21 protein-coding genes are annotated in these 23,488 nt (G+C 72.7%); 8 read left to right on the top strand and 13 right to left on the bottom strand.

The window, feature by feature from the left end:
• Positions 1-7 precede the first annotated feature (7 nt).
• The 5 genes from DK412_RS21985 to DK412_RS21965 form a co-directional block, all read right to left on the bottom strand.
• Positions 8-754 (bottom strand): SDR family oxidoreductase, encoded by a 747-nt coding sequence (locus DK412_RS21985; protein WP_109973700.1) that lies wholly within the window; start codon positions 752-754, stop codon positions 8-10.
• A gap of 64 nt (positions 755-818) precedes the next feature.
• A complete protein-coding gene (locus tag DK412_RS21980; protein ID WP_109973699.1) occupies positions 819-1,976 on the bottom strand; it encodes a GNAT family N-acetyltransferase in 1,158 nt (385 codons plus the stop codon).
• Positions 1,973-2,824, bottom strand: a complete 852-nt coding sequence (locus DK412_RS21975; RefSeq protein WP_109973698.1) for an isocitrate lyase/phosphoenolpyruvate mutase family protein — start codon at positions 2,822-2,824, stop codon at positions 1,973-1,975. Before DK412_RS21975 ends, DK412_RS21980 begins: the two co-directional genes overlap by 4 nt.
• A 76-nt stretch (positions 2,825-2,900) precedes the next feature.
• Positions 2,901-4,868: a methyl-accepting chemotaxis protein gene (locus DK412_RS21970; protein WP_109973697.1), complete on the bottom strand. Its 1,968-nt coding sequence runs from the start codon at positions 4,866-4,868 to the stop codon at positions 2,901-2,903.
• Between the two features lie 535 nt (positions 4,869-5,403).
• Complete coding sequence (locus DK412_RS21965) at positions 5,404-7,215, bottom strand: IlvD/Edd family dehydratase (RefSeq protein WP_109973696.1); 1,812 nt, start codon at positions 7,213-7,215, stop codon at positions 5,404-5,406.
• A 225-nt stretch (positions 7,216-7,440) separates the two neighbouring features.
• Here DK412_RS21965 and DK412_RS21955 point away from each other — a divergent pair, with 225 nt between their 5' ends.
• Entirely contained in the window at positions 7,441-7,653 is a 213-nt protein-coding gene (locus DK412_RS21955) for a hypothetical protein (protein ID WP_093570066.1), read from the top strand.
• Positions 7,654-7,850: 197 nt separating this feature from the next.
• Entirely contained in the window at positions 7,851-9,029 is a 1,179-nt protein-coding gene (locus DK412_RS21950; RefSeq protein WP_109973694.1) for a pyridoxal phosphate-dependent aminotransferase, read from the top strand.
• A gap of 106 nt (positions 9,030-9,135) precedes the next feature.
• Here DK412_RS21950 and DK412_RS21945 read toward each other — a convergent pair whose 3' ends face one another.
• The 3 genes from DK412_RS21945 to DK412_RS21935 are packed head-to-tail and all read right to left on the bottom strand — an operon-like array spanning position 9,136 to position 11,050.
• Positions 9,136-9,606, bottom strand: a complete 471-nt coding sequence (locus DK412_RS21945) for a DUF3237 domain-containing protein (RefSeq protein ID WP_109973693.1) — start codon at positions 9,604-9,606, stop codon at positions 9,136-9,138.
• A gap of 17 nt (positions 9,607-9,623) precedes the next feature.
• Positions 9,624-10,481, bottom strand: a complete 858-nt coding sequence (locus DK412_RS21940) for a DUF1206 domain-containing protein (RefSeq protein ID WP_109973692.1) — start codon at positions 10,479-10,481, stop codon at positions 9,624-9,626.
• An 11-nt stretch (positions 10,482-10,492) separates the two neighbouring features.
• Positions 10,493-11,050, bottom strand: a complete 558-nt coding sequence (locus DK412_RS21935; protein WP_109973691.1) for a DUF533 domain-containing protein — start codon at positions 11,048-11,050, stop codon at positions 10,493-10,495.
• A 137-nt stretch (positions 11,051-11,187) separates the two neighbouring features.
• On the opposite strand from DK412_RS21935, the gene DK412_RS21930 reads away from it, so the two are divergent.
• Complete coding sequence (locus DK412_RS21930; protein WP_109973690.1) at positions 11,188-11,985, top strand: DUF3750 domain-containing protein; 798 nt, start codon at positions 11,188-11,190, stop codon at positions 11,983-11,985.
• A gap of 9 nt (positions 11,986-11,994) precedes the next feature.
• Here DK412_RS21930 and DK412_RS21925 read toward each other — a convergent pair whose 3' ends face one another.
• On the bottom strand, positions 11,995-13,143 hold the full coding sequence (locus DK412_RS21925; protein WP_109973689.1) for a DUF305 domain-containing protein: 1,149 nt from the start codon (positions 13,141-13,143) through the stop codon (positions 11,995-11,997).
• Positions 13,144-13,323: 180 nt separating this feature from the next.
• Here DK412_RS21925 and DK412_RS21920 point away from each other — a divergent pair, with 180 nt between their 5' ends.
• Positions 13,324-13,539, top strand: coding sequence for a hypothetical protein (locus DK412_RS21920; protein ID WP_109973688.1), 216 nt, complete (start codon positions 13,324-13,326; stop codon positions 13,537-13,539).
• A gap of 12 nt (positions 13,540-13,551) precedes the next feature.
• On the opposite strand, the gene DK412_RS21915 is transcribed toward DK412_RS21920, so the two are convergent.
• The gene (locus DK412_RS21915; protein WP_109975423.1) at positions 13,552-14,547 is read right to left on the bottom strand and encodes a LacI family DNA-binding transcriptional regulator; all 996 of its coding nucleotides are present in this window, start codon (positions 14,545-14,547) and stop codon (positions 13,552-13,554) included.
• A gap of 47 nt (positions 14,548-14,594) precedes the next feature.
• The gene (locus DK412_RS21910; protein ID WP_109973687.1) at positions 14,595-15,635 is read right to left on the bottom strand and encodes an L-idonate 5-dehydrogenase; all 1,041 of its coding nucleotides are present in this window, start codon (positions 15,633-15,635) and stop codon (positions 14,595-14,597) included.
• A gap of 165 nt (positions 15,636-15,800) precedes the next feature.
• On the opposite strand from DK412_RS21910, the gene DK412_RS21905 reads away from it, so the two are divergent.
• Positions 15,801-16,568: an SDR family oxidoreductase gene (locus DK412_RS21905; RefSeq protein WP_204165422.1), complete on the top strand. Its 768-nt coding sequence runs from the start codon at positions 15,801-15,803 to the stop codon at positions 16,566-16,568.
• Between the two features lie 430 nt (positions 16,569-16,998).
• On the opposite strand, the gene DK412_RS21895 is transcribed toward DK412_RS21905, so the two are convergent.
• Positions 16,999-17,685 (bottom strand): DNA-binding protein, encoded by a 687-nt coding sequence (locus DK412_RS21895; RefSeq protein ID WP_109973685.1) that lies wholly within the window; start codon positions 17,683-17,685, stop codon positions 16,999-17,001.
• 149 nt (positions 17,686-17,834) lie between these two features.
• On the opposite strand from DK412_RS21895, the gene DK412_RS21890 reads away from it, so the two are divergent.
• The 3 genes from DK412_RS21890 (at position 17,835) to DK412_RS21880 (ending at position 21,026) form a co-directional block, all read left to right on the top strand.
• Positions 17,835-18,503 carry a response regulator transcription factor gene (locus DK412_RS21890; protein ID WP_109973684.1) on the top strand — a complete coding sequence of 223 codons (669 nt, stop codon included), beginning with the start codon at positions 17,835-17,837 and terminating at the stop codon, positions 18,501-18,503.
• Positions 18,500-19,825 carry a sensor histidine kinase gene (locus DK412_RS21885; protein ID WP_109973683.1) on the top strand — a complete coding sequence of 442 codons (1,326 nt, stop codon included), beginning with the start codon at positions 18,500-18,502 and terminating at the stop codon, positions 19,823-19,825. The genes DK412_RS21890 and DK412_RS21885 overlap by 4 nt, the downstream gene beginning before the upstream one ends.
• Positions 19,826-19,943: 118 nt before the next feature.
• Positions 19,944-21,026 carry an alpha/beta hydrolase gene (locus DK412_RS21880; RefSeq protein WP_109973682.1) on the top strand — a complete coding sequence of 361 codons (1,083 nt, stop codon included), beginning with the start codon at positions 19,944-19,946 and terminating at the stop codon, positions 21,024-21,026.
• A gap of 41 nt (positions 21,027-21,067) precedes the next feature.
• Here the strand turns inward: DK412_RS21880 and DK412_RS21875 are convergent, their stop codons facing one another.
• A complete protein-coding gene (locus DK412_RS21875; RefSeq protein ID WP_109973681.1) occupies positions 21,068-23,221 on the bottom strand; it encodes a methyl-accepting chemotaxis protein in 2,154 nt (717 codons plus the stop codon).
• Positions 23,222-23,488: the final 267 nt, after the last annotated feature.

The following is a 23,488-nucleotide window of genomic DNA, read 5'->3' as shown; positions in this document are numbered from 1 at the left end:
CGTCGGATCAGAGCGTGAAGCCGCCGTCGGCGACGTGGGTCTGGCCGGTGGTGAAGCGGGACTCGTCCGAGGCGAGATAGACGGCGAGCAGGGCCATCTCCTCCGGCGTGCCGAGCCGGCCCATCGGCTGGCGGTCGATGAAGGCCTGGCGGGCGGCCTCGACCGAGGTCTTGTTCATCTCCGCGAGCGCCGCGATGCGGTCGTCGAGGGAGGGCGACTGGATCGTGCCGGGGCAGATCGCGTTCGCCCGCACGCCGCTGCGGATGAAGTCCCGCGCCACCGCCTTGGTGAGGCCGACCACCGCCGCCTTCGAGGCGCCGTAGACGTAGCGGTTGGGCGCGGTCGCATCGGCGCCGACGGCCGAGGCGATGTTGACGATCGAGCCGTTGCCGCGCTCCAGCATGCCGGGCAGGAAGGCCCGGATCGTGCGGTGCATCGAACGCACGTTGAGGTCGAAGGCGAGGTCCCACTCGGCGTCGGTGCAATCGAGGATGGTGCCGTGATGGACGAAGCCCGCGGCGTTCACCAGCACGTCGACCGGCCCGGCTTGCCTGGCGAATTCTTGCACCGCCGCATCCGAGCGCACGTCGAGGGAGGCGGCCTGCGCGCCCTTCAAGCCCTCGAGCTTGCCCGCATCGAGGTCGGTCGCCAGCACCTCCGCGCCCTCGGCGAGGAAGGCCGCCGCGATGGCGCGGCCGATCCCCTGGCCCGCCGCCGTCACGACCGCGCGCTTGCCCGTCAGACGTCCCGCCATTCTGTCCTCCCGCTTGTGTCGTGCCCCGCTCGCCGGCGGGGCTTGTCCGTGAAACCGTGGCGCCTCAGGCGAGACGCTTGAGCATGTGGACCAGGCGCCGGTCCGGCAGATCCTCGACCCGCTCGGTGGCGTAGCCCCGCCGCGCGTACCAGTCGATGTTCCGCACGAGCTTGTCCCCGGTGTAGAGCCGCAGGCACGACAGGTCGAGGTCCCGCGCCCTCGCCTCGGCGGCCGCCAGCAGGACGTTGCCGAAGCCGCTGCCCTGATGCGCCGGATCGACCGACACGCTCCAGATCATCAGGTGATCGGAGGTCGGGTCGAGGATCAGGGCGCCGGCGGGCTTGCCGTCATGGTCGGGCAGCCAGACCTCGTAGCGCGCCAGCACCTCGGCGGCCGGCGTGAGGAGCGGCACCGGCTCGACGCCGAGGAGCGGGCGGTTCGGCGCGTAGGCCGCCTCCTGGAGGCTCGCGAGGGCGGCCTCGTCGGCGGTGGTCGCGCGGCGCAAGGGGCTTCCCGGGATCGTCGCCCGGTTGAGCGCGCCGAGTCGCAGGGACTGGCCGCCGTCGAGGTTGTCGGACGCCAGCCAGCGGTCGAAGCCTTGGGCGCGCTGCGGCCACTCGCCGTCGAGCATCGAGAACCAGGCCGTGTCGCGGTTGCGGCCCTTGACGATCACCGCTTGGCGAAACAGCCCCTCGTAGGTGAAGCCCAGGCGCTCGGCCGCGCGCCGCGAGGGCGCGTTGAGGGCGTTGCACTTCCACTCGTAGCGGCGATAGCCGAGGTCGAAGACGTAACCGGCGAGGAGCCGCATCGCCTCGGTGGCGCCCGGCGTGCGCTGGAGCGCCGGGGTGTAGAGGATGTTGCCGATCTCGATCACCCGGTTCGCCCGGTCGATCCGCATCAGGGAGGCGTGGCCGACCGCCTTGCCCGTGCGGACATCCAAGATGGCGTAGAACAGCGGATCGGCCGAGGCGGCGCAGGCCGCGATGTAGGCCTCGAACGCCGCGCGGTCGTCGAACGGCCCGGCGGCCATGTACTGCCACAGGGCCTCCCGGCCCGGCCCGACGGCGCCGTCGGCGAGGTCGGCGGCGTGAGCCGCCTCGAGGGGCACGACCGTGACGTGGCGCCCCTCCAGGCGGACCCGCTCCGGCGCGGGGGCCGGGGCGGTGTCGGCGACTGGCCAGCCGATCGGCAGGCCGGTGACGGGATCGCGATCGGGAGTCATGCGCCGCCCCGCTCCTTCAGGTCGTCGCGGAAGAAGCCGTTGATCTCCGAAAAGCTCACCGACCCGTCGAAGCCGCCGAAGCTGCCCTCGTCGTGGATGCGCTTGGCCGCCCGGATGAAGCCGGTCCAGGCCGCCCGCGCCAGCGACGAGCCGACGCTGATCCGGCGGACGCCGAGACCTTCGAGATCGGCGACCTTGAGGCCCGGATTGGTGCTCATCAGGAGGTTGACCGGCACCGGCGCCAGCGCCTCGACAAGGGTGCGGATCTCCTCGCGCCGTTTCGGGCCCGGCGCGTAGACCACGTCGGCCCCCGCCTCGGCATAGGCCTGGAGCCGGCGGATCGCCTCCGGCAGCGGCTCGGGGTGGCCGGTGAGGTAGCACTCGGCCCGGCCGGTCAGCATCACGTCGGCGCCCGCAGCGTCGATCGCGGCCTTCGCGGCGCGGATGCGCTCGGCGCCCTCCCGGATGTCGTAGAGCGGCCGGGCGGGATCCCCGGTGGCATCCTCGATCGACAGGCCGGCGATTCCGGTCGCGACGCAAGACGCGACGTTGCGGGCGACACCCTCGGGATCGTGCGCGTAGCCGGATTCGAAATCGGCGTTCACCGGCAGGTCGGTGGCGGCGACGATCTCGGCGATATGGGCGAGCATCGCGTCGAGGGGTACCGCCCAGTCGGTGTCCGGCAGGGCGCGGGTGAAGGCGTAGCCGGAGCTGGTCGTGGCGAGCGCCGGAAAACCCATCGCCGCGAGGTAGCGGGCCGTGCCGATGTCCCAGGGATTCGGCATCACGAAGCAGCCGCTCTCGTGGAGCCGCCGGAAGGCGGCGCGGCGCGCGGCGAAATCGGTCATCGGGGGCGTCTCGCGGGAATCGGGGCGCCAGCCTTTCATAGGGCGCGGGCCGCTGTAAACTGGTCGTCGCCGCGCGTCAGGCGGCGCGCACCGAGGCGATGAAGCCCGCGACCTCGGCCCCGAGCCGGTCGGATTGCTGCGTGAGCGCCGAGGCCGATTCCAGCACCGCGGCGGCGGCGGCGCCGGCCCGTTCGGAATCCTGCGCGACGCTCGCGATGGTGCGCGTCACCTCGCCGGTGCCGGTCGCGGCCTGCGCCACGTTGCGGGCGATCTCCTGCATCGCCTCGCCCTGCTGGGCCGTCGCCGCGGCGATCGCGGCGGCGCCCCCGTCGATCTCCCGGATGCGCGCCGTGACCGTGCCGATCGCCGCGACGGCGCGGGCCGTGGCGGCCTGGATCTCGCCGATCTGGCCGCCGACTTCTTCCGTCGCCCGCGCGGTCTGGCTCGCCAGCTGCTTCACTTCCGCCGCGACCACCGCGAAGCCGCGGCCGGCCTCGCCGGCGCGGGCCGCCTCGATCGTCGCGTTCAGCGCCAGCAGGTTCGTCTGGGCGGCGATCGACGAGATCAGCTGCACCACGTCGCCGATCCGCGCCGCGGCCCCGTCGAGGGCCTGGACGAAGGCGCCGGCCTCGTCGGTCTCGGCCACGGCCCGCCGCGCGAGGTCGGCGGAATCCCGCACCTGCCCGCCGATCACCGTCACCGACAGGCCGACCTGCCCCGCGGCCGCCGAGACCAGCTCGACGTTCCGCGCCGTCTCCTCGGCCGCCGCCGCCACGGTGGCCGAGCGCTCCGCCGTGCCGATGGCGATGGCGCTCATGCCGCGGGCGGTCTCCTGGAGGGCGCCCGCCGAGGCCGAGACCGTGGCGACCACGGCCCCGACGGCCTGCTCGAACCGGTCGGCCATGTCCCGGAACGCCGCTCGGCGCTCCGCCTCGCTGCCCGCGCGCAAGGAGGCCTGCTCGGCGACGAGCGCGCCGTTCTCCACCATCTTGGCGTGGAACACCGCGAAGGCGCGGCCGATGGCGCCGATCTCGTCGCGGCGGCGGGAATCCGGCACGGCGACCGCGAGGTCGCCGCCGGCGACCCGTCCCATGGCGTCGGCCAGCTGCGTCAGCGGGCCGGAGATGCGCTGGCCAACCCACCAGGACAGGCTGGCGGCGCACAGCACGACGAAGCCGATGCAGCCGAGGATCAGCCGGCCGGTCCAGTCCCGCGACGCGGTCACCGCCGCTTGCGCACCGGCGCGCTCCTCCTCGGCGGTCTGCGCGACCGCGGCGATGCGGGGCGCGAGGCGGGTGTAGAGCGTCGCGAGGTCGTCGGCTTCCTCCTTCAGGCTGCCGGCGCCGACGAGGTAGGCCATGAAGCCGTCCCGGTAGCGCCCGACGAGGTCGCCGATCTCACCCCGCTCGGCCGGGCTCAGCCGCGTGGCCTTCAGCGCCTCGACGAACTCCGCCGCCCGCTCCCGCAGCGCGTCACCGTAGGCCTCGTCGCCCCGCAGCATGAAGTCCTTCTCGTGCCGGCGCATCATCAGCATCAGCACGGCGAGACGCGGCTCGTCGATCCGGGCGAGCCGCGTCTCGACGTCGTGGATCGCCCCGCGCAAGCGCCCCTGCAGCCCGTCCTTCTCGGTGAAGCCGAGGGTGCGCTGCGCCGCCGCGACGTTCTGGAAGCGCGTGGCATAGATGTTGAGACCGGCCCGCAACGCCTCCGCCGCCTTGAGCGGCGCATCGTCCGGCAGAGGGGCGACCTGCCGCTCGATCTCGTCGAGGCGCTCGCCGGCCTTCGTCAGCAGAGCCTGGCGCTCGTCGATCAGCGCGTCCTTCCGGTGGAGCAGGAAGTCGGTCTCGACCTGATGCGCCTTGAGGAGATCGTCCGCGAAGGCGGTGATCCGGGCCGAGAGATCGGCAGCCCGGTCGGCGCTCGCCTGGAGCCGCTCCTGGCTCCACGAGCCCCAGCCGAAGACGATTCCCAGCAGAAGGACTCCGCCGACGCCGAGGACCGCAATCTGTGCGCGCAGACCGACGCTGGGGAACCGGAGCTTCATCGAAGGACCCACCGGGGAGACGAGGTCGCTATGTTAGCCGGGCAAGCGTTAAGATCCGGTGAGATCCGATATTTTACTGCATGTAACCGTTATATGTCACGACTTTCCGGAATGGCGTGGCGCGGAACCCTGGGTCAGTATGGCGGATCGCCCCTCTTTCTCGGACGATCGGAGCGTTGTCGGAAGGAGATCCGGGAGAGGGAGACCAGTTCACCGGAATCGGTGTCATACGGTCTCGGCTTGATCCGGCCGGATAAGAATTGAACGCGTCTCCCCTCTCCCACACCTTGCCGCGATACCGGGCAAGGATCTCTGGCAAGCCCGGCATCGCCTGGAGAGGGGATCCCGTGCTCTGCTTGCATTGGGACAGAGCAGCGGAATCGGTTTCATCGGACAATTCTCGGCCACACCATCGAACAAAAGAGCGCAGGGTTTCCCCTCGCCCGCGGAAGAGGGGAAACCCTGCGCTCGGTCTCGACCCGGCGTCTCTCGATCGATCGCGCCCCGGACCGTCGCCGGCCCGGGGCGCCAGAACTTAGTGGTTGTCCCGCGGCACGCCGTGCGTCTGGGCGATGCGCTGGAAGGCCTCGGAGCCCTTGAGGATCATGCCCTCGGAGAGCTGGTCGACCATCGCGCGCTGGATCGCCTGCCAGGGGGTCTGGCTCGCCGGGTAGGGGTAGCCGCCCCGGGCGTTCAGGTCCTCGCGGCGGCGCCGGATCTCCTCCTCGGGGAGCAGGATGTCGGCGGTGCGCTTGTTGAGGTCGATCCGGACGCGGTCGCCGTTCTGGAGGAGCGCCAGGCCGCCGCCGGCCGCCGCCTCCGGCGAGGCGTTGAGGATCGAGGGCGTGCCCGAGGTGCCGGACTGGCGCCCGTCGCCGATGCAGGGCAGCGACAGCACGCCCTTGCGGATCAGCTCGCCCGGGGGCTGCATGTTCACGACCTCCGCCGCGCCCGGATAGCCGATCGGCCCGGCGCCGCGCATGATGAGGATCGTGTGCTCGTCGATCTCGAGCGAGGCGTCGTCGATGCGGTGGTGATAATCCTCCGGCCCGTCGAACACCACGACCTTGCCCTCGAAGGCGTAGGGGTCGTCCGGGTTGGCGAGGTAGCGGTCGTAGAACTCGCGGCTGATCACGCTGGTCTTCATGATCGCGGAATCGAACAGCGAGCCCTTGAGGTTGAGGAACCCGGCGCGCTCGCGCAGGGGCTCGTTATAGGGCTTGATGACGTCGCGGTCCCAGGTCTGGGCGCCGGCGCAATTCTCCGCCACGGTCTTGCCGTTGCAGGTCAGCACGTCGGCGTGGAGCTTGCCGGCCTCGAGCAGCTCGGACATCACCGCCGGCAGGCCGCCGGCGCGGTAGTATTCCTCGCCGAGATAGTGGCCGGCGGGCTGCATGTTGACCAAGAGCGGGATGTCGTAGCCGACGCGCTCCCAGTCGTCGCAGGTGAGCGGCACGCCGATCAGCTTGGCGATGGCGTTGATGTGGATCGGCGCGTTGGTCGAGCCGCCGATGGCGGTGTTGGCGACGATCGCGTTCTCGAACGCCTCGCGGGTGAGGATGTCGGAGGGCTTCAGGTCCTCCCACACCATGTCGACGATGCGCTGGCCGGTGGCGTAGGCGGCCTGTCCGCGCTCGCGGTAGGGGGCGGGGATCGCCGCCGAGCCCGGCAGCGCCATGCCGAGCGCCTCGGCCAGCGCGTTCATGGTCGAGGCGGTGCCCATGGTGTTGCAGTGGCCGTCCGAGGGCGCCGACGAGGCCACGATGTCGAGGAACTGCTGGTAGTCGATGTCGCCGGCGGCGTGGCGCTCGCGGGCCTTCCACACCACGGTGCCGGAGCCCGTGCGCTCGCCGCGGCTCCAGCCGTTCAGCATCGGGCCGACATTGAGCGAGATCGTCGGGATGTTCACGGTGGCCGCCGCCATCAGGCAGGCCGGCATGGTCTTGTCGCAGCCGGTGAGCAGCACGACGCCGTCGAGGGGGTAGCCGTACAGCACCTCGACCAGCGACAGGTAGGCGAGGTTGCGGTCGAGGGCGGCGGTCGGCCGCTTGCCGGTCTCCTGGATCGGGTGGCACGGGAACTCGAACGCCACGCCGCCGGCCGCGGTGATGCCCTCGCGCACGCGCTTGGCGAGCTCGAGGTGGTGGCGGTTGCACGGCGAGAGGTCCGAGCCGGTCTGGGCGATGCCGATCAGCGGCTTGCCGCCGCGCAGCTCGCCCACCGTGAGGCCGAAATTGAGGTAGCGCTCGAGGTAGAGCGCGGTCATGCCCGGGTTGTCCGGGTTGTCGAACCAGAGGCGCGAACGCAGGCGGCTGGCGTCGATGCGGGGGCGCGGCGTCTGGGCCATGGCGGGGTCGTCCTTCCCGAGTTCGTTCTTGTCGAGAACCGTTCCGGGGAACCTATGGACCCGGCCGGTGCAGGAAGGCAACACCGTCATGCGCATGGCCGGCGCCTTCGCGGCTGCGACGCCGCGGGCGCATAAGTTTCTCGCGGCAGTGCTGTCGCATCACGGCGGAGCGGTGCTATGAGGCCGGCTGAACCATACCGCTCGACTAGCCCAGGGGAGCCGCCGATGAGCCAAGAGAAGCCGTCCAACCCGCTCGTGCCGATCGCCATCGTGGTGTCGATCCCGGTCATCGTGTGCCTGATCATCATGCTGACCGACGACGGCATCGAGCGCTCGCTGCTCTGGGCGGCGATCAAGACCGGCATCATCCTGACGGTGCTCGGCGGCGCGATCTCGTACGGCGTCAGCCGGCTGGCCGAGCGCAACGCCTCGCGCTGACCGATCCGGCCCGACGGCACCAGAAGGCCGCGGGACCGCGAGAGCCCTTCACGATCGCGCTGCCATCGCGAAGCTCTCTGGGTCTTTGATTGTGCCGCGTTTTTCGACGAACCGGTTTCCGCTTCGTCGAAAAATGCTCCAAGGCGGGGCGTGACGGCGCCCCGCCTCGACCGCATTCGAGGAAACGAGTGACCGCCATGCCCGCCATCGTCCCCGCCTTCTCGCGCATCGGGGAGGAGAACGCCTTCGCGGTGCTCGCCCGCGCCACGGCCCTCGCCCAGGCCGGCCGCGACGTGATCAATCTCGGCATAGGCCAGCCCGACATGCCGACCCCGCCCCACGTCGTCGAGGCGGCGGTGAAGGCGCTCCAGGACGGGCACCACGGCTACACCCCGGCGACCGGCATCCTCCCCTTGCGCGAGGCCGTGGCCCGCGACCTCGACCGGCGCCTCGGCGTCCAGGTCTCGCCCGACAGCGTGATGATCGTGCCGGGCGGCAAGGTCACCATGTTCATGGCGATCCTGATGTTCGGCGAGCCGGGGGCCGAGATCCTGTATCCGGATCCGGGCTTCCCGATCTACCGCTCGATGATCGAGTTCACCGGCGCGACGCCGGTGCCGGTGCCGATCCGCGAGGAGAACGGCTTCGCCTTCTCGGCCGAGGAGACGCTCGGGCTGATCACGCCGCGCACGCGCCTCTTGATCCTCAATTCCCCCGCCAACCCGACCGGCGGCGTGACCCCGAAGGCCGAGATCGACACATTGGTGGCGGGGCTGGCGAAGCATCCCGACGTCACGATCCTATCGGACGAGATCTACGGCACGATGACCTATGACGGCGAGCGCCACCATACGCTGCTCGCCTATCCGGAGATCCGCGACCGGCTGATCTACCTCGACGGCGCCTCGAAGACTTACGCGATGACCGGCTGGCGCCTCGGCTGGTCGGTCTGGCCGGCACCGCTCTACGACGCCGCCCGCAAGCTCGCGGTGAACTCGTTCTCCTGCGTCAACGCCGCGACGCAGTGGGCGGGCATCGCCGCCCTCGACGGGCCGCAGGATTGCGTCGCCGCGATGATGGCCGAGTTCGACCGCCGCCGCCTCCTGGTGGTCGAGGGGCTGAACCGTCTTCCGGGCGTCTCCTGCATCACCCCGAAGGGCGCCTTCTACGCTTTCCCGAACATCGCCGAGACCGGCTGGAAGGCCAAGGCCCTCGCCTCGGCGCTCCTGGAGGAGGCCGGCGTCGCGACGATCGGCGGACCGGATTTCGGAATCCACGGCGAGGGCTACCTGCGCCTGTCCTACGCCAACTCGGCGGAGAACATTTCCCGGGCGCTGGAGCGGATCGGGGTTTTTCTGGAGGGGAACCGGCGCTGAGCGGCGGCCCGCCCGTTTTTACCGGCACTGCTGCCATCCTCCATCGTCATCCCGGGTTCTCGCCTCCGGCGAGCCCCGGGATGACACGGCGCGTATCGAAGCCGCCTCACATCACCCCATACACATCATAAACCGGCCCCTCCGGCAGCCGCTGCCCCACGCCCACGGCCACCACCCGGTTGAGCCAGGCGAGGTCTGCCGCCCCGGTCTCGAAGCGGAGCGACGTGCGGAAGTAATACTCCTCCGGCGCCACCGCCTCACCGCGGCCGAGGCGGGCCAGCACCTCGGGCGGGCCGGCGCGCAGGCCGGTATACTGGCAATAGACCAGGGCACCGCCGCCCGCCCGAAAAGTCAGGCGCACGTCGAGATGGGTGGTGCCGTGGGGCTCGACCCGCAGCCAGTCGCCGGCCGGGCCGGGCAGCACGTCGCCTGAGAGCCGGGGCCCCGAGACGGTGCCGCCGGTGACCGGGACGACCCGCAGATCGGTGCCGCGGGACGCGCCGATCCCTTGCGGCGCGCCGACCGTGAGGCTCATGCGGAACAGGAACTCGGTGCTGAGCGGCAGCGGCGCGTCCATGCGGTCTCCTCCGATTCTTATCGGGCGATATCCTCCACCGCCCGGCGCGCCGCGTCGAGGTCCGGCGGGTCGATGCGGCGGTAGCGGGCCTGGACGAGGCCGAACACCCCGAAGGCGGCGAGACCCGCCGCGGTCAGGCCGAGCAGCACCCAGCCGTAGGGCTCGCCCCGCAAGGCCTGGAGGGCGCCGCCGAGGCCCTTGACCTCGCTCGACCGGCTGGCGAGCGCCGCGGCGATCAGGAAGCCGCCGATCAACCCGAAGGTGAGCGCCCGGGCGGCGTAGCCGAAGCGGCCGACATGGCGCACCCAGTCGCGGGCGTCGTGGGGCACGGAGAGGCGCTTGCACACGTCGCCCTTCCAGGCCTTCCACGCGAAGGCGAGGCCGGCGCCAATGACGACGAGCCCGACCGCGCCGACGAGCCACTGGCCGAAGGGCTGCTGCAGCAGCCAGGCGGTCCAGTCCCGCGCCCCCTGGTCCTCGGCCTGGCGCGCCGTGCCGCGCCCGAGGGCCGCCAGCATCATCGAGGCGCCGAGGCCGCCATAGGTGAAGCCGCTGACGAGGTGGCCGGCCCGGGTCGCCAGCCCCTTGGCCGAGCGGCCGTAGCCGTCGGCGTCGGTGAGCGCCTCGACCACCCGCCAGAGCGCGAAGGCGGCGAGCCCGAACGCCACGATCCCGAGCAGGATCCAGCCGAAGGGCCGCTCCAGCAGGATCAGGAGCGCGCTGCGGCTGCCCCCGGTCTGGCCGCCGACGCCGATCGCCGCCAGCACCGCGAGGCCGCCGACGAGGCAGTAGGTCACGCCGCGGGCGCCGTAGCCGAGGCGGGCGAGCAGTTCGAGGGCTTGCCGGCCGCGGGAAGGCGCGAGACCTCGGCGCATGGCGGTTCCCCTCAGGCCGGAAGGCCGGATTCGACCCGGGCCACCGCCGCCTCGTCGAGGTCGAGGGCCTCGGCCAGCATGCGCAGGAAGGAGCGCTCCTGCATCGTGTCGGGATCGATGGCGAGGCGGGCGGCGGCGTAGACCCGGGCGCCGGCCTCCGGATCCCGCACCCGGTCGGCGATCTCGTCGATCGTCGCCGGATCCTCCAATTCGCGGGCGAGCCATTGCCGGCCGGCGAGGTCGAGGCCGGATTCGGCCACCGCCGCGTCGAGCCGCTCGCGCTCGCGGGCGTCGATCACCCCGTCGGCGGCCGAGGCCGCCACCATGATGCGCAGGCAGAGCGTCGCCTCGTCGTCGCTGAGCGTACCGGCCTCGAAGGGCGTGCCGGACGGCGTCGCTTCCGACTTGGCCGCCGACTTGGCCGCCGACTTGCCGGCCGGCGCCTCCGACTGCGTCGCCCGCAGGGCGAGCCCGGCGATCAGCGCCAGCCCGCCGAGGGCCGCGGACGCAGCGAGCCCGCCGCGGCGACTGCGCACCAGGGCGTCCAGCACCCGTTTCACCTCGGCCATCGCGCTCTCCCGTCGCACTCACAGATCTTTGCCGACAACGGTTTCGTGCTGCTCCGGTTCGCCGGAGGGTGCGCTACAGGACGGATCGATCGCCGCGGCCGTTGCGCCGCCAGGCTCGACACGCCATCTCCCCGGTCATGCTTCTCGCCCTGGCCTGGCTGGCGCGCACGCTCGTGCTCGCGCTCGTTCTCCTGTTCCTGCTGCCGCTCGCCGCCCATGCCCTGTGGTGGTGGAGCCGCGACGACCTCGCCCCCGACTGGTCCACCGCCGACTGGTCGAGCGCCCGGCTGCTGCCCGCCGCCGCCGCGGCGCCGGAGGCGATCGTGCGGATCTACGCCGCCCGGGTCGGGCGCTGGCGGGGCATCTTCGCCCATCACACCTGGATCGTCGTCAAGGAGGCCGGCGCCCCGCGCTACACCCGCTACGACGTGGTCGGCTGGGGCCTGCCGGTGCGGACCGATGCCTACGCCGCCGACGCGCGCTGGTTCGGCAACCCGCCGCAGGTGGTGCTCGCCCTCGACGGCGAGGCGGCGGCGCGCGCCGTGCCGGCCATCCGCGCGGCGGTCGCGGCCTATCCCTACGCGAAGGCCGGCAGCTACAACGCCTGGCCGGGGCCGAACTCCAACACCTTCGTGGCCCACGTGCTGCGGGCGGTGCCGGACCTTGCCGTGGCGCTGCCGCCGACGGCTCTGGGCAAGGACTTTTCGGAGAACCTGGTCGCCTGGACGCCGAGCCGCACCGGGGTGCAGCTCTCGGCGCGGGGCTATCTCGGCCTCACCCTCGGCTGGGTCGAGGGGATCGAGCTGAACGTGCTCGGCACGGTGGCGGGGCTCGACCTGCGCCGCCCGGCCCTGAAGCTGCCGGGCTGGGGCCGCATCGGCATGGACCCGGCCGGCGCGACCGAGACGCTGATCGCCCCGACGGCGCGGGGGTGAGCGGGCCCTTCACGGCCCGGCCCGGTCGAGGGCGCGGTCCGCCGTCACGTGTCCGAAGGGCAGGAGAAGGTTGCGGGCCGCCGCCGCGACCGCCGCGAGATCCCGCGTCCCGCGCATCAGGTCGATCTCGCCGCGCTGCTGGTGGCGGATGGCGTGGGAGAGGAGGCGCACCCGAGGATCTCCGGCCCGGCCCAGGGCCTCGTCGGCCATCTGCGCCGCGCCGGCGTGGTGGCGGCTTATCAGGGCGACGAACAGCGCGTCGAAGGCGCGCCCCTCGGCCCGGCGCAAAGTCTCGATCTCGTCGGGACGCGCCCGCCCGGGCATCGCCTCGCGCTCCTGCGGCGTGCAGAGGGCCGAGAGCGCCGGAAACCAGCTATCCCACCATTGCGACATCACGGCGATCTCGCCGTTCTGCGCCGCCTCCATCAGCCCGGCCAGCGCCCGCAGGTGCGGATCCTCGGCCTTCGCCACGGCGAGAGCCGCGAGCTGCGCACCCTGCGCGTGGTGGTCGCTCATCCGCCGCAGGTAGGCCTGGTCGAAGGTCGCGTCGCCGAGATGCGGCACCTCCCAACCGAGCCAGCCGAGGAGCGCCAGGAGGCCGAGTCCGGAGGCTCCCGCCGCGGCGAGGCCGGCCCACACCTCCGCGAAGCGCCGGTGCGGCGAGGACCGGCCGGCGATCCAGTCGCGCAGGGCCGGGAACAGCGGGTAGAGCGAGGCCGAGGTCAGGTGGACGAGGAAGCCGATCCAGTAGGGCTGCTCGAGGGTGAAGAGCGGCTGGCGGAACGGCAGCAACGGCACCAGCACGAACCATTCGAGCGACGAGGTCAGGAGCGCCCAGGGCCCGCACAGGACCAGCAGGGTGGCGGGCGACAATCCCGCCGTCCAACGGCCGAGGAGCCCGAAGAACACCAGCGCCCAGGAGACATCCGCCCATTGGTGAAACAGGATGCCGGCCGCGATGACCGGCCAGCCCGGCTCGGGCGAGAGCGCGGCGTCGCGCAGCGGAATCGCCGCGACCGCCATCCAGTCGACCGCCGCGTCGCGGCCGATGCGAGCGGCGGTCAACTGGCTCACCAGGGTCGAGAAGGTGCTGCTGAAGAGCCCGAGCAGGACGGCGGCGCGCCAGGCGGTGGAGTCTCCGAAGGGCCGGGTGAGCATCGTGACGGGTCGCTCCCGCGCGGGGTCCTGCCCCGAACCTAAGGGAGGGTCCCGCCGCGGCACGACAGCCTATGTTGCTCTCCCGCACCGATGCGCGGGCCGGGGGATCATCTGCACGCAGGCCGTGAACCAAATCATGGTGCAGCGCGTTGACGCTGACTCCGAGGTTTGCACCGCCACATGTCCAGCTCCCGATTCGTCAAGGCCGACGCGGCCCCCTCCCCGCTCTCCGGCCCCTTCGCCCCGGTCCTCACGGGCGTCTCGCGCGGGCTGCAGGACCTGTTCCCGCTGGTCGAGCTGCCGCAGGCGGTGCGCGTCGCCCGGGACGAGGAGGAGCACGAGGCCGTAGCTCCGGTGCTGCGGTCGCGCCAGGGTCCGGAGCCGCGTCTGGCCTGACGGCACAAGGCTCTAACCGGTGCTCTCCCGCAGAACGAGGCGAAATCCCAGATCGACCACCACCGGTGCGGCCGCCTCCCCGTCGATGAGCCCGAGCAGCAGCTCGCCGGTCCGTCGCCCGATCCCGACCGGGTCGACCGCGATGGTGGAGAGGGGCGGTACGCATTGGCGGCCGATCTCGAAGTCGCCGAAGCCGAGGATCCGGACGTCCTGCGGCACGCGCAGGCCGCGGCGCTGGCACTCCATCAGGGCGCCGAAGGCCGAGATGTCGGAGACGAGGAAGACCGCCTGCGCGCCGCCGCGGGCCAGAAGTTCGGCCATCGCCTCGGCCCCCTGCGCGAAGGCGCCCGCCGCCCGTCCGTGATGCAGGATCAGGTCGTCCGGCAGGCCGGCCTGCCGGAGGCCGTCGCGCAGGCCGCGCAGGCGCTCCTCGCCCCGAAAATCCCGGACCTCGCCGGTCCGCTCCGGCCCGAGCCCGGCGATGCGGGTGGCGCCGAGGCCGATCAGGGTCTGCGCGGCGAGCCGGCCGGCCTCGTAGTTGGAGAAACCCACCGCCCGGTCGATCGGCATCTCGGGCCGGTCCCAGATCTCCACCACCGGCACGCCGGCGCGGGCGAGCAGATCGCGCGCGGCGGGAGAGTGCCGCATGCCCGCCACGACGATCGCGTCCGGGCGGCGCGACAGCATCGCGCGCAGCACGACCTCCTCCTCGGCCAGCGAGTAGCCGGTGACCCCGATCAGGGGCTGGTAGCCGCGCGGGCGCATCGCCGCCGTGAGGCCGGCGGCGGTGTCGGCGAAGTTCGGGTTGGTCAGCGTCGGGACGATCAGGGCGACGAAGCCGGTGCGCCGCGACGACAGGCCCCCCGCCCCCCGATCCGGCACGTAGCCGAGCCGGTCCACCGCCGCGAGCACCCGCGCCCGCGCCTCCTCCGAGACGAGACCCGGCTCGGCGAGGGTGCGCGAGACCGTCATCGGCGAGACGCCGGCGAGGCGCGACACGTCGCGCATCGTCGGCGCCCGGCGGGGCGGCGCCCGGTCCTCGGCCACCGTAAGCCCTAGAAGGCGAGATGGACCTTGATCGCCCGGCTGCGATCGGCGGCGAGCGCGAAGGCCTCGTCGGCCCGGCTCATCGGCATCTCGGCCGAGAGGATCGGCCCGACATCGATCCGGCCGGCGGCGAGCAGCGCGATGGCGGTGCGGTACTCCTCGTGGAAGCGGAACGCGCCGACGAAGTCGATCTCGCGCGCCATCAGCATGTTGGCCGGCACCGGCACGTCGCCGGGCGGCATCATGCCGAGCTGCACCACCCGGCCTCCGGGCCGCACCACCCGGAACAGCGAGGCGAGGGCCGCGGGCGAGCCGGTCGCCTCCAGCGCGACGTCGAAGGTGCCCTTGTCGGCCTCGTAGGCCGAGAGCCGCTCCGGCTCGGTCCCGACATTGATGGTCTCGGCCGCGCCGATCTCCCGGGCGATGGCGAGCGGCGCGTCGGCGAGGTCGGTGCAGACGATCCGACGGGCGCCGGCGAGCTTCGCGGCCATCAGGCACAGCAGGCCGATCGGCCCGGTCCCGGCGATGAGGACGTGGCGGCCGAGCAGCTCGCCCGCCCGCCGGATCCCGTGCAGCGACACCGCCAGCGGCTCGCCGCAGGCCGCGACCCGCATCGGCATGGAGTCGGGGATCGCCACGCACTGGTCGGCCCGGGCGAGGAAGTGCTCGCTGAAGCCGCCCTGGACGTGCGGGTAGATCGCCGCCGAGCCGAAGAAGCGCATGTTGCGGCACAGGTTCGAGCGGCCGGCGCGGCAATAGTCGCAGGCGAGGCAGGGCCGGCTCGGATCGACCGCGACCCGGTCGCCGGGCTTGACGCCGGTGACGGCCGCGCCGACCCGCTCCACCGTGCCGGCGACCTCGTGGCCGAGCACCATCGGCTCGCGCAAGCTGAAGTCGCCGACCCGGCCCTTGCCGTAATAGGACAGGTCCGATCCGCAGATGCCGCCCGCGCCGAGCGCGACCACGACCTCGTCGGCCGCCGGCTCGCGGAGCGAGATCGCCTCGACCCGCAGGTCCTTGGCGGCGTGGATGCGCGCGGCGAGCGTCATGCGTCAGGTCTCCTCCCGGTGCGGCGTCTGGACCGGCGCGATTCTCGCGCCGAGATGCCGCTTGCGCTGGTACCGGTACCATGCTTCCCTTCCGGCACAAGCGCAATCGCGGGAGCGGCCTCGCCGGCCGCCGGGACCGGGGCGCTCCAGAGGAGGAAGCGTCTCGTGTCGACCGCCTTGTTCGATCTGTCGGGCCGACGGGCCCTGGTGACCGGCTCCAGCCAGGGCATCGGCCTGTCTCTCGCGCTCGGCCTCGGCCGCGCCGGAGCGGCGATCGTGCTCAACGGCCGCGACGCGGGAAAGCTCGACGGCGCGGTGGCCGAATTGCGCAAGGAGGGCCTCACGGCCGAGGCGGCGGCCTTCGACGTGTCGGACGCTGCCGCCGTGAAGGCCGGTATCGACCGGATCGAGGCCGAGATCGGCGCGATCGACATTCTCGTCAACAATGCCGGCATCCAGCGCCGCGGGCCGCTCGAGGATTACTCCGTCGAGACCTGGCACGAGCTGATGCGGATCAACCTCGACAGCGTGTTCTACGTCGGCCAGGCGGTGGCCCGGCACATGATCTCGCGCAAGCGCGGCAAGATCATCAACATCGCCAGCCTCCAGAGCGAGGCGGCGCGCTACTCGATCGCCCCCTACACCGCCTCGAAGGGCGCGGTGAAGAACCTGACCAAGGGCATGTGCACCGACTGGGCCCGCCACGGCCTGCAGGTGAACGGCATCGGCCCGGGCTACTTCGCCACGCCGCTGAACCAGGCGCTGATCGAGAACCCGGAATTCGACGCCTGGCTGAAGAACCGCACCCCTGCCGGGCGCTGGGGCCGGGTGGAGGAGCTGCAAGGCGCGGCGATCTTCCTGGCATCGTCGGCCTCGGATTTCGTCAACGGGCAGATTCTGTACGTGGACGGGGGTGTGCTGGCGACGCTGTAGGGCCGGTCTCAGCCCTTTACGACTCCCGCGGTATCCAGGGCAGTGCGGGAACCGAAAGGGTGGGGTTTCTCCTCTCCCCGCGGGCGGCAGGGCTGTCCGGGGAACAGAAGGGGCTCGGATTTCTTCCTCCCCCCTCTGCGGGGGAGGGTGGCCCCCGCGTCAGCGGGGGTCGGGAGAGGGGCAGCGCGACGCTGTTCCAGGTGGCGCCCTTCACGACGGCTCAGCCATATCCGGAAGCGGCGTCCCCTCTCCCGGCTCGCTTACGCTCGCCACCCTCCCCCGCAGAGGGGGGAGGGGTAAAGTCGCGCCATTCCTTTCCCCGGACAGCCCTGCCGCCCGCGGGGAGAGGGGAATGCCCGCGACTTTTATTTCAGAGCAGTTTGCTCGTGCAGGAGCGCCGGACGCCGCCCGGCGTGCACCGTCACGACGCTCAGAACACCCGCTTCTCGCGGATCTGCCCGTCGAAGCCGACATGGAGCATCCGCTCCTTGCCGTCCTGGCCCTTGGCCGCCACGTCGAGGTGGCGCGGCCCGCGGCCGGCGACGCGCACGTCCGTGTAGCCGGCATCGGTGACCGCCTTGGTGAGGGCCGGGACGTCGACGCTCGGACCCAAGCCCACCTTGTCCTTGGCCCAGTCGAGGCCGCCGGGGGGCGGGCCCATCGGGCGCAGCGCCTCGACGCGGCCGTCGGCCCGGGTCAACGCGGCGGCGTGCAGGAAGCCGTTCTCGAACCGGCCTTGCACCGTGACGCTCTCGCCCTTGGCGACCAGATTGGCCCCCTCCCCGGCCCGGCCGGTCTCGACCAGAGCCCGGCCGGTGCCGTCCTGGAGGATGAACTTGTTCCCAAAAATCTCTGCGACCTCGCCCTTGGCGGCGGTGGCGCCGGAGGGGGCGAGCGCGCTCACGGCGACCGGCGCGACGGGAGTGAGCGGCGTCTGCGCCGGCTGGGCCAGCGAGAGCCCGACGGCGCCGAGCGCCAGCGGCACCGCCACGGCGCCGACGAGGAGGCCGCGGCGGGGCCGCGAGCGCGGGGCAGACGCGGGCGCCTCGGTCCTCGTCTCGGTGGCCGGGGTCTCGATCGCGACGGCCTTGCCCTCGATGGTGGTCTGGTCGGTCATGGGTGTGGTCCCTGGTGGTTGAGGCCCTGTCCGGGTCGGCGCTGCTTCTACGTCAGGCCCCGGGAACCGGGCCTGAACCCGACCGTTCAGGTTCGGTTAAACCGCCGGGACTACGGCGGAATCCGATTTGGACACCTGGTCTCTCCCCCATGAAGCTCCTGCTCGTCGAGGACGACGCGGCCCTCGCGGCCGAGATCCTGCGGGTCCTGCGCGCCGAGAACTGCGCCGTCGATCACGCCCGCGACGGCGAGGACGGCGCGCATCTCGGCGACACCGAGACCTACGACGCCGCGGTGCTCGATCTCGGCCTGCCGAAGCGCGACGGGATCGCCGTGCTCCAGGGCTGGCGCGCGGCCGGCCGCACCCTGCCGGTGCTGATCCTCACCGCCCGGGACGCCTGGAGCGACAAGGTGGCGGGCTTCAAGGCCGGGGCCGACGACTACCTGGTGAAGCCGTTCCGGGTCGAGGAGCTGGTGATCCGCCTGCGCGCCCTCGTGCGCCGCGCCGCCGCCCACGGGGCGACGACCGTCACGTGCGGGCCGGTCAGCTTCGATCCCGGCCTCGGCGCCTTCACCCGCGACGGGCTGCCGCTCAAGCTCACCGCGCTCGAATGGCGGGTGCTCTCCTGCCTGATCCTGCGCCGGGACGGGGTGGTGCCGCGGGGCGAGCTGCTGGAGCGGGTCTACGAGGGCGACGCCGAGGTCGATTCGAACTCGGTCGAGGTCATCATCACCCGCTTGCGCCGCAAGATCGCCCCGGCCCGGATCGAGACCGTGCGCGGCCACGGCTATCGCCTCACCGCCGGCGAGGCGTCGTGACGGCTCTCGGCCAGATCGGCTCGCTGCGCCGGCGCCTGCTCCTCGGGGCGCTGGCGCTGATCGCGACCGCGCTCGTGGTGGCGGGCCTGGCGATCGGGCTGATCCTCGCCCGCTTCGTGCGCGGGCAGATCGATCAGCGGCTCGACGCGCAGATCGTCTCCCTGGTCTCGGGCCTGGAGCCGGGGCCGACCTTGCGGCTCTCCCGCGACCTCGACGCGCCGCCCTTCGACCGGCCGGGCTCGGGCTGGACCTGGCAGGTGACACGCGGCTCCGCCCGGCTCGGCTCCGGCTCGCTCGGCACCCGCGCCCTCGCCGTGACGTCGGCGCCGGCGGCCGACGACGACCGGCCCCGCCCGGCGGAAGGCGCCGGGCCGCGCGGCGAGGCCCTGATCCTGCGCGTCCTCGCCCTGCCGGACGGCACGGTGGTGACGGCGAGCGCGCCGCGGGCGGCCCTCTACGGCCCGCTGCGCGAGGCGGGGCTGGCGCTCACCGCGAGCCTCGGGGTGCTGGGCCTGTGCCTCGCCGCCGGCGCGGTGGCGCAGGTGCGCCTGGGGCTTCGCCCCCTCGACCGGCTGCGCCAGGAACTGGAGGCCGTGCGGGCCGGGCGGCGCGAGCGGGTGCCCGATCCGCAGCCGGCGGAGGTCCGGCCGCTCGCCGCCGAGATCAACGCGCTCCTCGACCAGAACGCCGCGCAGCTCGCCCAGGCCCGAACCCACGTGGCGAATCTCGCCCACGGGTTGAAGACGCCGCTCGCCACCCTGTCGCTCGCCCTGTCGGAGCCCGGCCGCGATCCGGACGGGCGCCTGTCGCAGCTTGTCGCTCATCTCGACCGCGGCGTGCGCCATCACCTGCGCCGGGCCCGCAGCGCCGCGCTGACCGGGGCGGCCAGGATCCGCACCGAACTCGCCGGGCCGGTCGCCGACCTCGCCGGCGCGCTCGAACGGCTCCACGCCGAAAAAGGGGTGCGGGTGACCTGCGCCGTCCCACCGGGCCTCGCCGCGGCCTGCGACCCGCAGGACCTCGACGAGATGCTGGGCAACCTCGTCGACAATGCCTGCACCTGGTGCCGGCGGGAGGTGAGGGTGTCGGCGGAAGGCTCGGGCAGCGACGTGGTGGTGGCGATCGAGGATGACGGCCCGGGCCTCGGGCCCGAGGCCCTGGCGGCGGTGGCGCAGCGCGGCCGGCGTCTCGACGAGCGGGTGCCCGGCCACGGCTTCGGCCTCGCCATCACGACGGAGCTTGCCGAGCTCTACGGCGGCGGGCTGGCGCTCGACCGGTCGGCGATGGGGGGATTGCGGGCGCGGCTGCGGCTGCCGGGGTGAGAGCCCCGACGCTCGCGCGACGCCGGCTTGCGGGCATACTCCGCCGCCCTACACTCCTTCGCGCCGGGGGAAGCGCCGCACGAGACGGCGCGGAGACCGGCCGGGAGGAGTTTTGCCCATGACCCATCGTCCGCGCCGCCTCGGCGGCTGGAGCGGCGCCTTGACGGGTGCCCTGACCCTGGCGGCTCTCGCCGCCGTCACCCAAGCGGCCGCGCAAAGCGCGCCGCCGCCCCCGCTGCAGGTGCCGGCCAAGAGCGTCCCGGTGCCGGACGACGTCAGCCCGCAGATGGCGAAGATCATCGGCGCGCCCCTGCGCACCAACTGGGACATCCAGCCGAAGACCGGCGAGGCGTGGAAGCCCGTCGCCGAAGCCGGCGCCGCCGCGCTCGGAAAGCTCGTGCCCGGCATGCTCGAGCGCCTGAAGGTGAAGGTCGAGCGCACCACGATCGACGGGGTGCGCGCCTTCATCGTCACGCCCGAGGAGATCCCGCCGGAGAACCGCAACCGGCTCCTCGTCCACGTCCATGGCGGCTGCTACGTGCTCAATCCCGGCGAGGCCGGCCTGCCGGAGGCGATCTTCATGGCCGGGTTCGGCCGCTTCAAGGTCATCTCGGTCGATTACCGGATGCCCCCGGAGGCGACCTACCCGGCCGCGCACGACGACGCGATGACCGTGTGGAAGGCAGCCACCAAGATGGCCGATCCGAAGAACATGGCGATCTTCGGCACCTCGGCGGGCGGGGCGCTGACCCTCGCCATGGTGCTGCGCGCCAAGCAGGAGGGGCTGCCGCTCCCGGCTGCGATCGCCCCCGGCACGCCGATGTCGGACACCACCAAGGTCGGCGACAGCTTCGTCACCAACGCGATGCTCGACAACGTGCTGGTCTCGCCCGACGGCTTCTGCGACGCCGGCGCCAAGGTCTATGCCAACGGCCACGACCTGAAGGACCCGATGCTGTCGCCGGTCTACGGCGACCTGCACGGCTTTCCGCCGACGATCCTGACCACCGGCACCCGCGACCTGCTGCTGTCGAACACCGTCCGGGTGCACCGCAAGCTGCGCGACTCCGGGGTCGAGGCCTACCTGCAGGTCGGCGAAGGGCAGTCGCATGCCCACTACATCCGCGACGACACCGCGCCCGAGACCCGGAAGGTGTTCGAGGAAATCGCCTGGTTCTTCAACCGGCATCTCGGCCGGTAGACGTGTTCAAGGCCGGCGGTCGCGACCGCCGGCCCGGGCGGTCAGGCGGCGCGGACGCTGGTCAGGAAGCCGTCGACCTCCCGGCGCAGGCGGGCGCACTGGTCCGACAGGGCGTCGGAGGCCTGCGCCACCTCTCCGGCCGCCCGGCCGGCGCTGCCCGCCGCGTCGGCGACCTCACCGATGTCGTGCGTCATGGCGGCGGTGCCGTCCGTCGCCTCGGCCATCTGGCGCACGATCTCCTGGGTCATCGCGCCCTGTTCCTCGATCGCCGAGGCGATGCCGGTCGCGACCTGGCTCATCGCCTCGATCTGCGCGGTGACGCCGGCGATCGCCGCCCCGGCCCCCTGGCTGGTGGACTGGATCGCCGCGACGTGGCGGCCGATCTCGTCGGTCGCGCGGGCCGTCTGGCTCGCCAGTTCCTTGACCTCCGCGGCGACCACCGCGAAGCCGCGGCCGGCCTCGCCGGCGCGCGCCGCCTCGATGGTGGCGTTCAGCGCCAGCAGGTTGGTCTGGCCGGCGATCTGCGAGACGAGGCCGACGACGTCGCCGATGCGGGCGGCGGCGGCGGAGAGGTCCGCCATCGTGCCGCCGGCGTCGCGGGCCTGCGCCACCGCCTCGGCCGACATCGTGGCGGCCTGCACGACCTGGCGGCCGATCTCCGCGACGGTCGCGCCGAGCTCCTCGGCCGCCGCCGCGACGGCGCCGACATTGCCGCTGGTCTGCCGTGCGGTGGCGGCGACGCCGACCGAGCGGGACGCGGTCCCCTCGACCGCGCGAGTCACGGCGCCGGAGGCTCCGGTCAGCCCCTCGGCCGTGCCCGAGACCGCCGCCACGATGCCGCCGACCGAGACCTCGAACCGGTCGGCGAGGTCGCGCAGCAGGCCGCGCCGGGCCTGCTCCTCGCGCAGACGCGCCGCCTCGGTGGTCTGGAGCTGCTGCGCCGCCTCCTCCAGGGACAAGTCGCGGATCATCGCGACGGCCCGGGCGATGTCGCCGATCTCGTCGCGGCGCCGGTGGCCGGGCACCTCGTCGAGGGTCCGGCGGGCGGCCAGCGCCGTGAGGGCCGCGGTGAGCGCGCCGAGGGGACGCACGATCGCCCGCGACATCAGGAGCCCGAGGATCGCGGTGCCGGCGAGCACGGCGAGGCCGATCAGCACCAGGATCCGCGACAGGGCGTCCACCGCCCGCAGCGCCTCGGCCTCGGACTGCTCGGCCAGCATGGTCCAGCGGGCACCGAGCACCGGCACGGCGGCGCTCACCGCCATGCGGCGGCCGGTGGGCGCCTCGTAGGAGAACGGCGCCTGCGCGGCGACCTGGTCCGGGGTGAAGCCGAGACCGCTCGCGGGAGCGCCGGCCGCAATGCCCGTCGACAGGGGCGGCGTGGCGCGCAGGCGCCCGTCGTCGCCGACCACCAGGGTCTGGCCGGTCCCGCCGAGGCCGGCGCGCTGGGCCAGGGTCGCGTCGAACAGGGCGGGAGTGATCCGCATCACGATGTAGCCGGCCCGCTCCACCGCCTGCGCGGTGCCCATGGCGACGTTGGCGCGCCGGCTCATCGCCTTGCCGATGAAGGCCGCCGGGGCCCCGCCGACCGGATAGGCGGAAAAATCCGCGAAGGAGACCGCGTCGGGCGCCGCTCCCTTCATCTGCGCGAACAGCCGGGCGAGGCCGGTCTCGCGCAGGGCCGGATCGGCGACCGTGGCGGCGAAGTCGTCGCCCTTGGTCGCCGTGTAGACGATGCGCCCGTCGGGATCGAGGAACATGAGGTCGGCGTAGCCGGGCCGTCCCAGGAGCTTGCGGGCCACCTCCTGCACCTTGACGTGGCGGCGGCCATACATCGTGTTGGTGGTGCCGTCGAAGGCGAGCCGCGCCTCCGGGCTCGGCGGGGCCCGGAACGCTGCCAGGATCCCGGCGTAATCGGGCTTGGCCGGGTCGAGGGTCTCGATCAGGTCGGTGAAGTTCGAGGCGACCTGAGGGTGGCCGGCGGCGGCGACGAAATCGGCCTTGGCCTGATCGGCGACGAGGGCGACGCCGTGGCCGGTCGCCGTCGCCGCGAGCTGGAGCCGATCCTGGACGGCCGCGACCAGGCTGCTCTTCGCCGAATGCCAGCTCAAGCCACCCATCACCGTCGCGCTCACGAGCGCGAGCCCGACGATGGTCGAGGGCAGCCTGACAGCCAGCTTGGACAGGGAAACCATGGGGTGAACGAACTCGCGGCGCACTGTTTGGCGTCATGGGCCATGGGAGGGCCGATGAGACGCGGGGCGAACGCCCCTGGGAGCGCCACGAAACCGGACCGACGATAATTTCCGGTAAAGATCTAACCGAAGGTCATCGCCTCGATTGCCCGGCATTACCCAAAGAGCCATGACCCGGGTCATGGTTTTACGGTTAGGCCGCATCCAGGGATCGCTACCGATCGACCAAATCCATCGCTGCAACCTCGACCGCCGGGCAGCGCCCGC

Origin of the sequence: Methylobacterium sp. 17Sr1-1 (assembly GCF_003173775.1) — a bacterium.
GTDB lineage: Bacteria > Pseudomonadota > Alphaproteobacteria > Rhizobiales > Beijerinckiaceae > Methylobacterium.
The sequence above is the reverse complement of the archived record's forward strand: the minus strand, read 5'-3'. Positions and strand labels throughout refer to the sequence as shown.

What these genes read in the sequence shown, in the direction of transcription:
- DK412_RS21925 (WP_109973689.1), bottom strand. Translation starts at nt 13,143, where the DNA reads ATGCTCACCCGGCCCTTCGGAGACTCCACCGCCTGGCGCGCCGCCGTC.
- DK412_RS21940 (WP_109973692.1), bottom strand. Translation starts at nt 10,481, where the DNA reads ATGCGCCGAGGTCTCGCGCCTTCCCGCGGCCGGCAAGCCCTCGAACTG.
- DK412_RS21955 (WP_093570066.1), top strand. Translation starts at nt 7,441, where the DNA reads ATGAGCCAAGAGAAGCCGTCCAACCCGCTCGTGCCGATCGCCATCGTG.
- DK412_RS21910 (WP_109973687.1), bottom strand. Translation starts at nt 15,635, where the DNA reads ATGACGCTCGCCGCGCGCATCCACGCCGCCAAGGACCTGCGGGTCGAG.
- DK412_RS21920 (WP_109973688.1), top strand. Translation starts at nt 13,324, where the DNA reads ATGTCCAGCTCCCGATTCGTCAAGGCCGACGCGGCCCCCTCCCCGCTC.
- DK412_RS21970 (WP_109973697.1), bottom strand. Translation starts at nt 4,868, where the DNA reads ATGAAGCTCCGGTTCCCCAGCGTCGGTCTGCGCGCACAGATTGCGGTC.
- DK412_RS21945 (WP_109973693.1), bottom strand. Translation starts at nt 9,606, where the DNA reads ATGGACGCGCCGCTGCCGCTCAGCACCGAGTTCCTGTTCCGCATGAGC.
- DK412_RS21930 (WP_109973690.1), top strand. Translation starts at nt 11,188, where the DNA reads ATGCTTCTCGCCCTGGCCTGGCTGGCGCGCACGCTCGTGCTCGCGCTC.
- DK412_RS21935 (WP_109973691.1), bottom strand. Translation starts at nt 11,050, where the DNA reads ATGGCCGAGGTGAAACGGGTGCTGGACGCCCTGGTGCGCAGTCGCCGC.
- DK412_RS21890 (WP_109973684.1), top strand. Translation starts at nt 17,835, where the DNA reads ATGAAGCTCCTGCTCGTCGAGGACGACGCGGCCCTCGCGGCCGAGATC.
- DK412_RS21875 (WP_109973681.1), bottom strand. Translation starts at nt 23,221, where the DNA reads ATGGTTTCCCTGTCCAAGCTGGCTGTCAGGCTGCCCTCGACCATCGTC.
- DK412_RS21980 (WP_109973699.1), bottom strand. Translation starts at nt 1,976, where the DNA reads ATGACTCCCGATCGCGATCCCGTCACCGGCCTGCCGATCGGCTGGCCA.
- DK412_RS21880 (WP_109973682.1), top strand. Translation starts at nt 19,944, where the DNA reads ATGACCCATCGTCCGCGCCGCCTCGGCGGCTGGAGCGGCGCCTTGACG.
- DK412_RS21965 (WP_109973696.1), bottom strand. Translation starts at nt 7,215, where the DNA reads ATGGCCCAGACGCCGCGCCCCCGCATCGACGCCAGCCGCCTGCGTTCG.
- DK412_RS21895 (WP_109973685.1), bottom strand. Translation starts at nt 17,685, where the DNA reads ATGACCGACCAGACCACCATCGAGGGCAAGGCCGTCGCGATCGAGACC.
- DK412_RS21915 (WP_109975423.1), bottom strand. Translation starts at nt 14,547, where the DNA reads ATGCGCGACGTGTCGCGCCTCGCCGGCGTCTCGCCGATGACGGTCTCG.
- DK412_RS21950 (WP_109973694.1), top strand. Translation starts at nt 7,851, where the DNA reads ATGCCCGCCATCGTCCCCGCCTTCTCGCGCATCGGGGAGGAGAACGCC.
- DK412_RS21985 (WP_109973700.1), bottom strand. Translation starts at nt 754, where the DNA reads ATGGCGGGACGTCTGACGGGCAAGCGCGCGGTCGTGACGGCGGCGGGC.
- DK412_RS21975 (WP_109973698.1), bottom strand. Translation starts at nt 2,824, where the DNA reads ATGACCGATTTCGCCGCGCGCCGCGCCGCCTTCCGGCGGCTCCACGAG.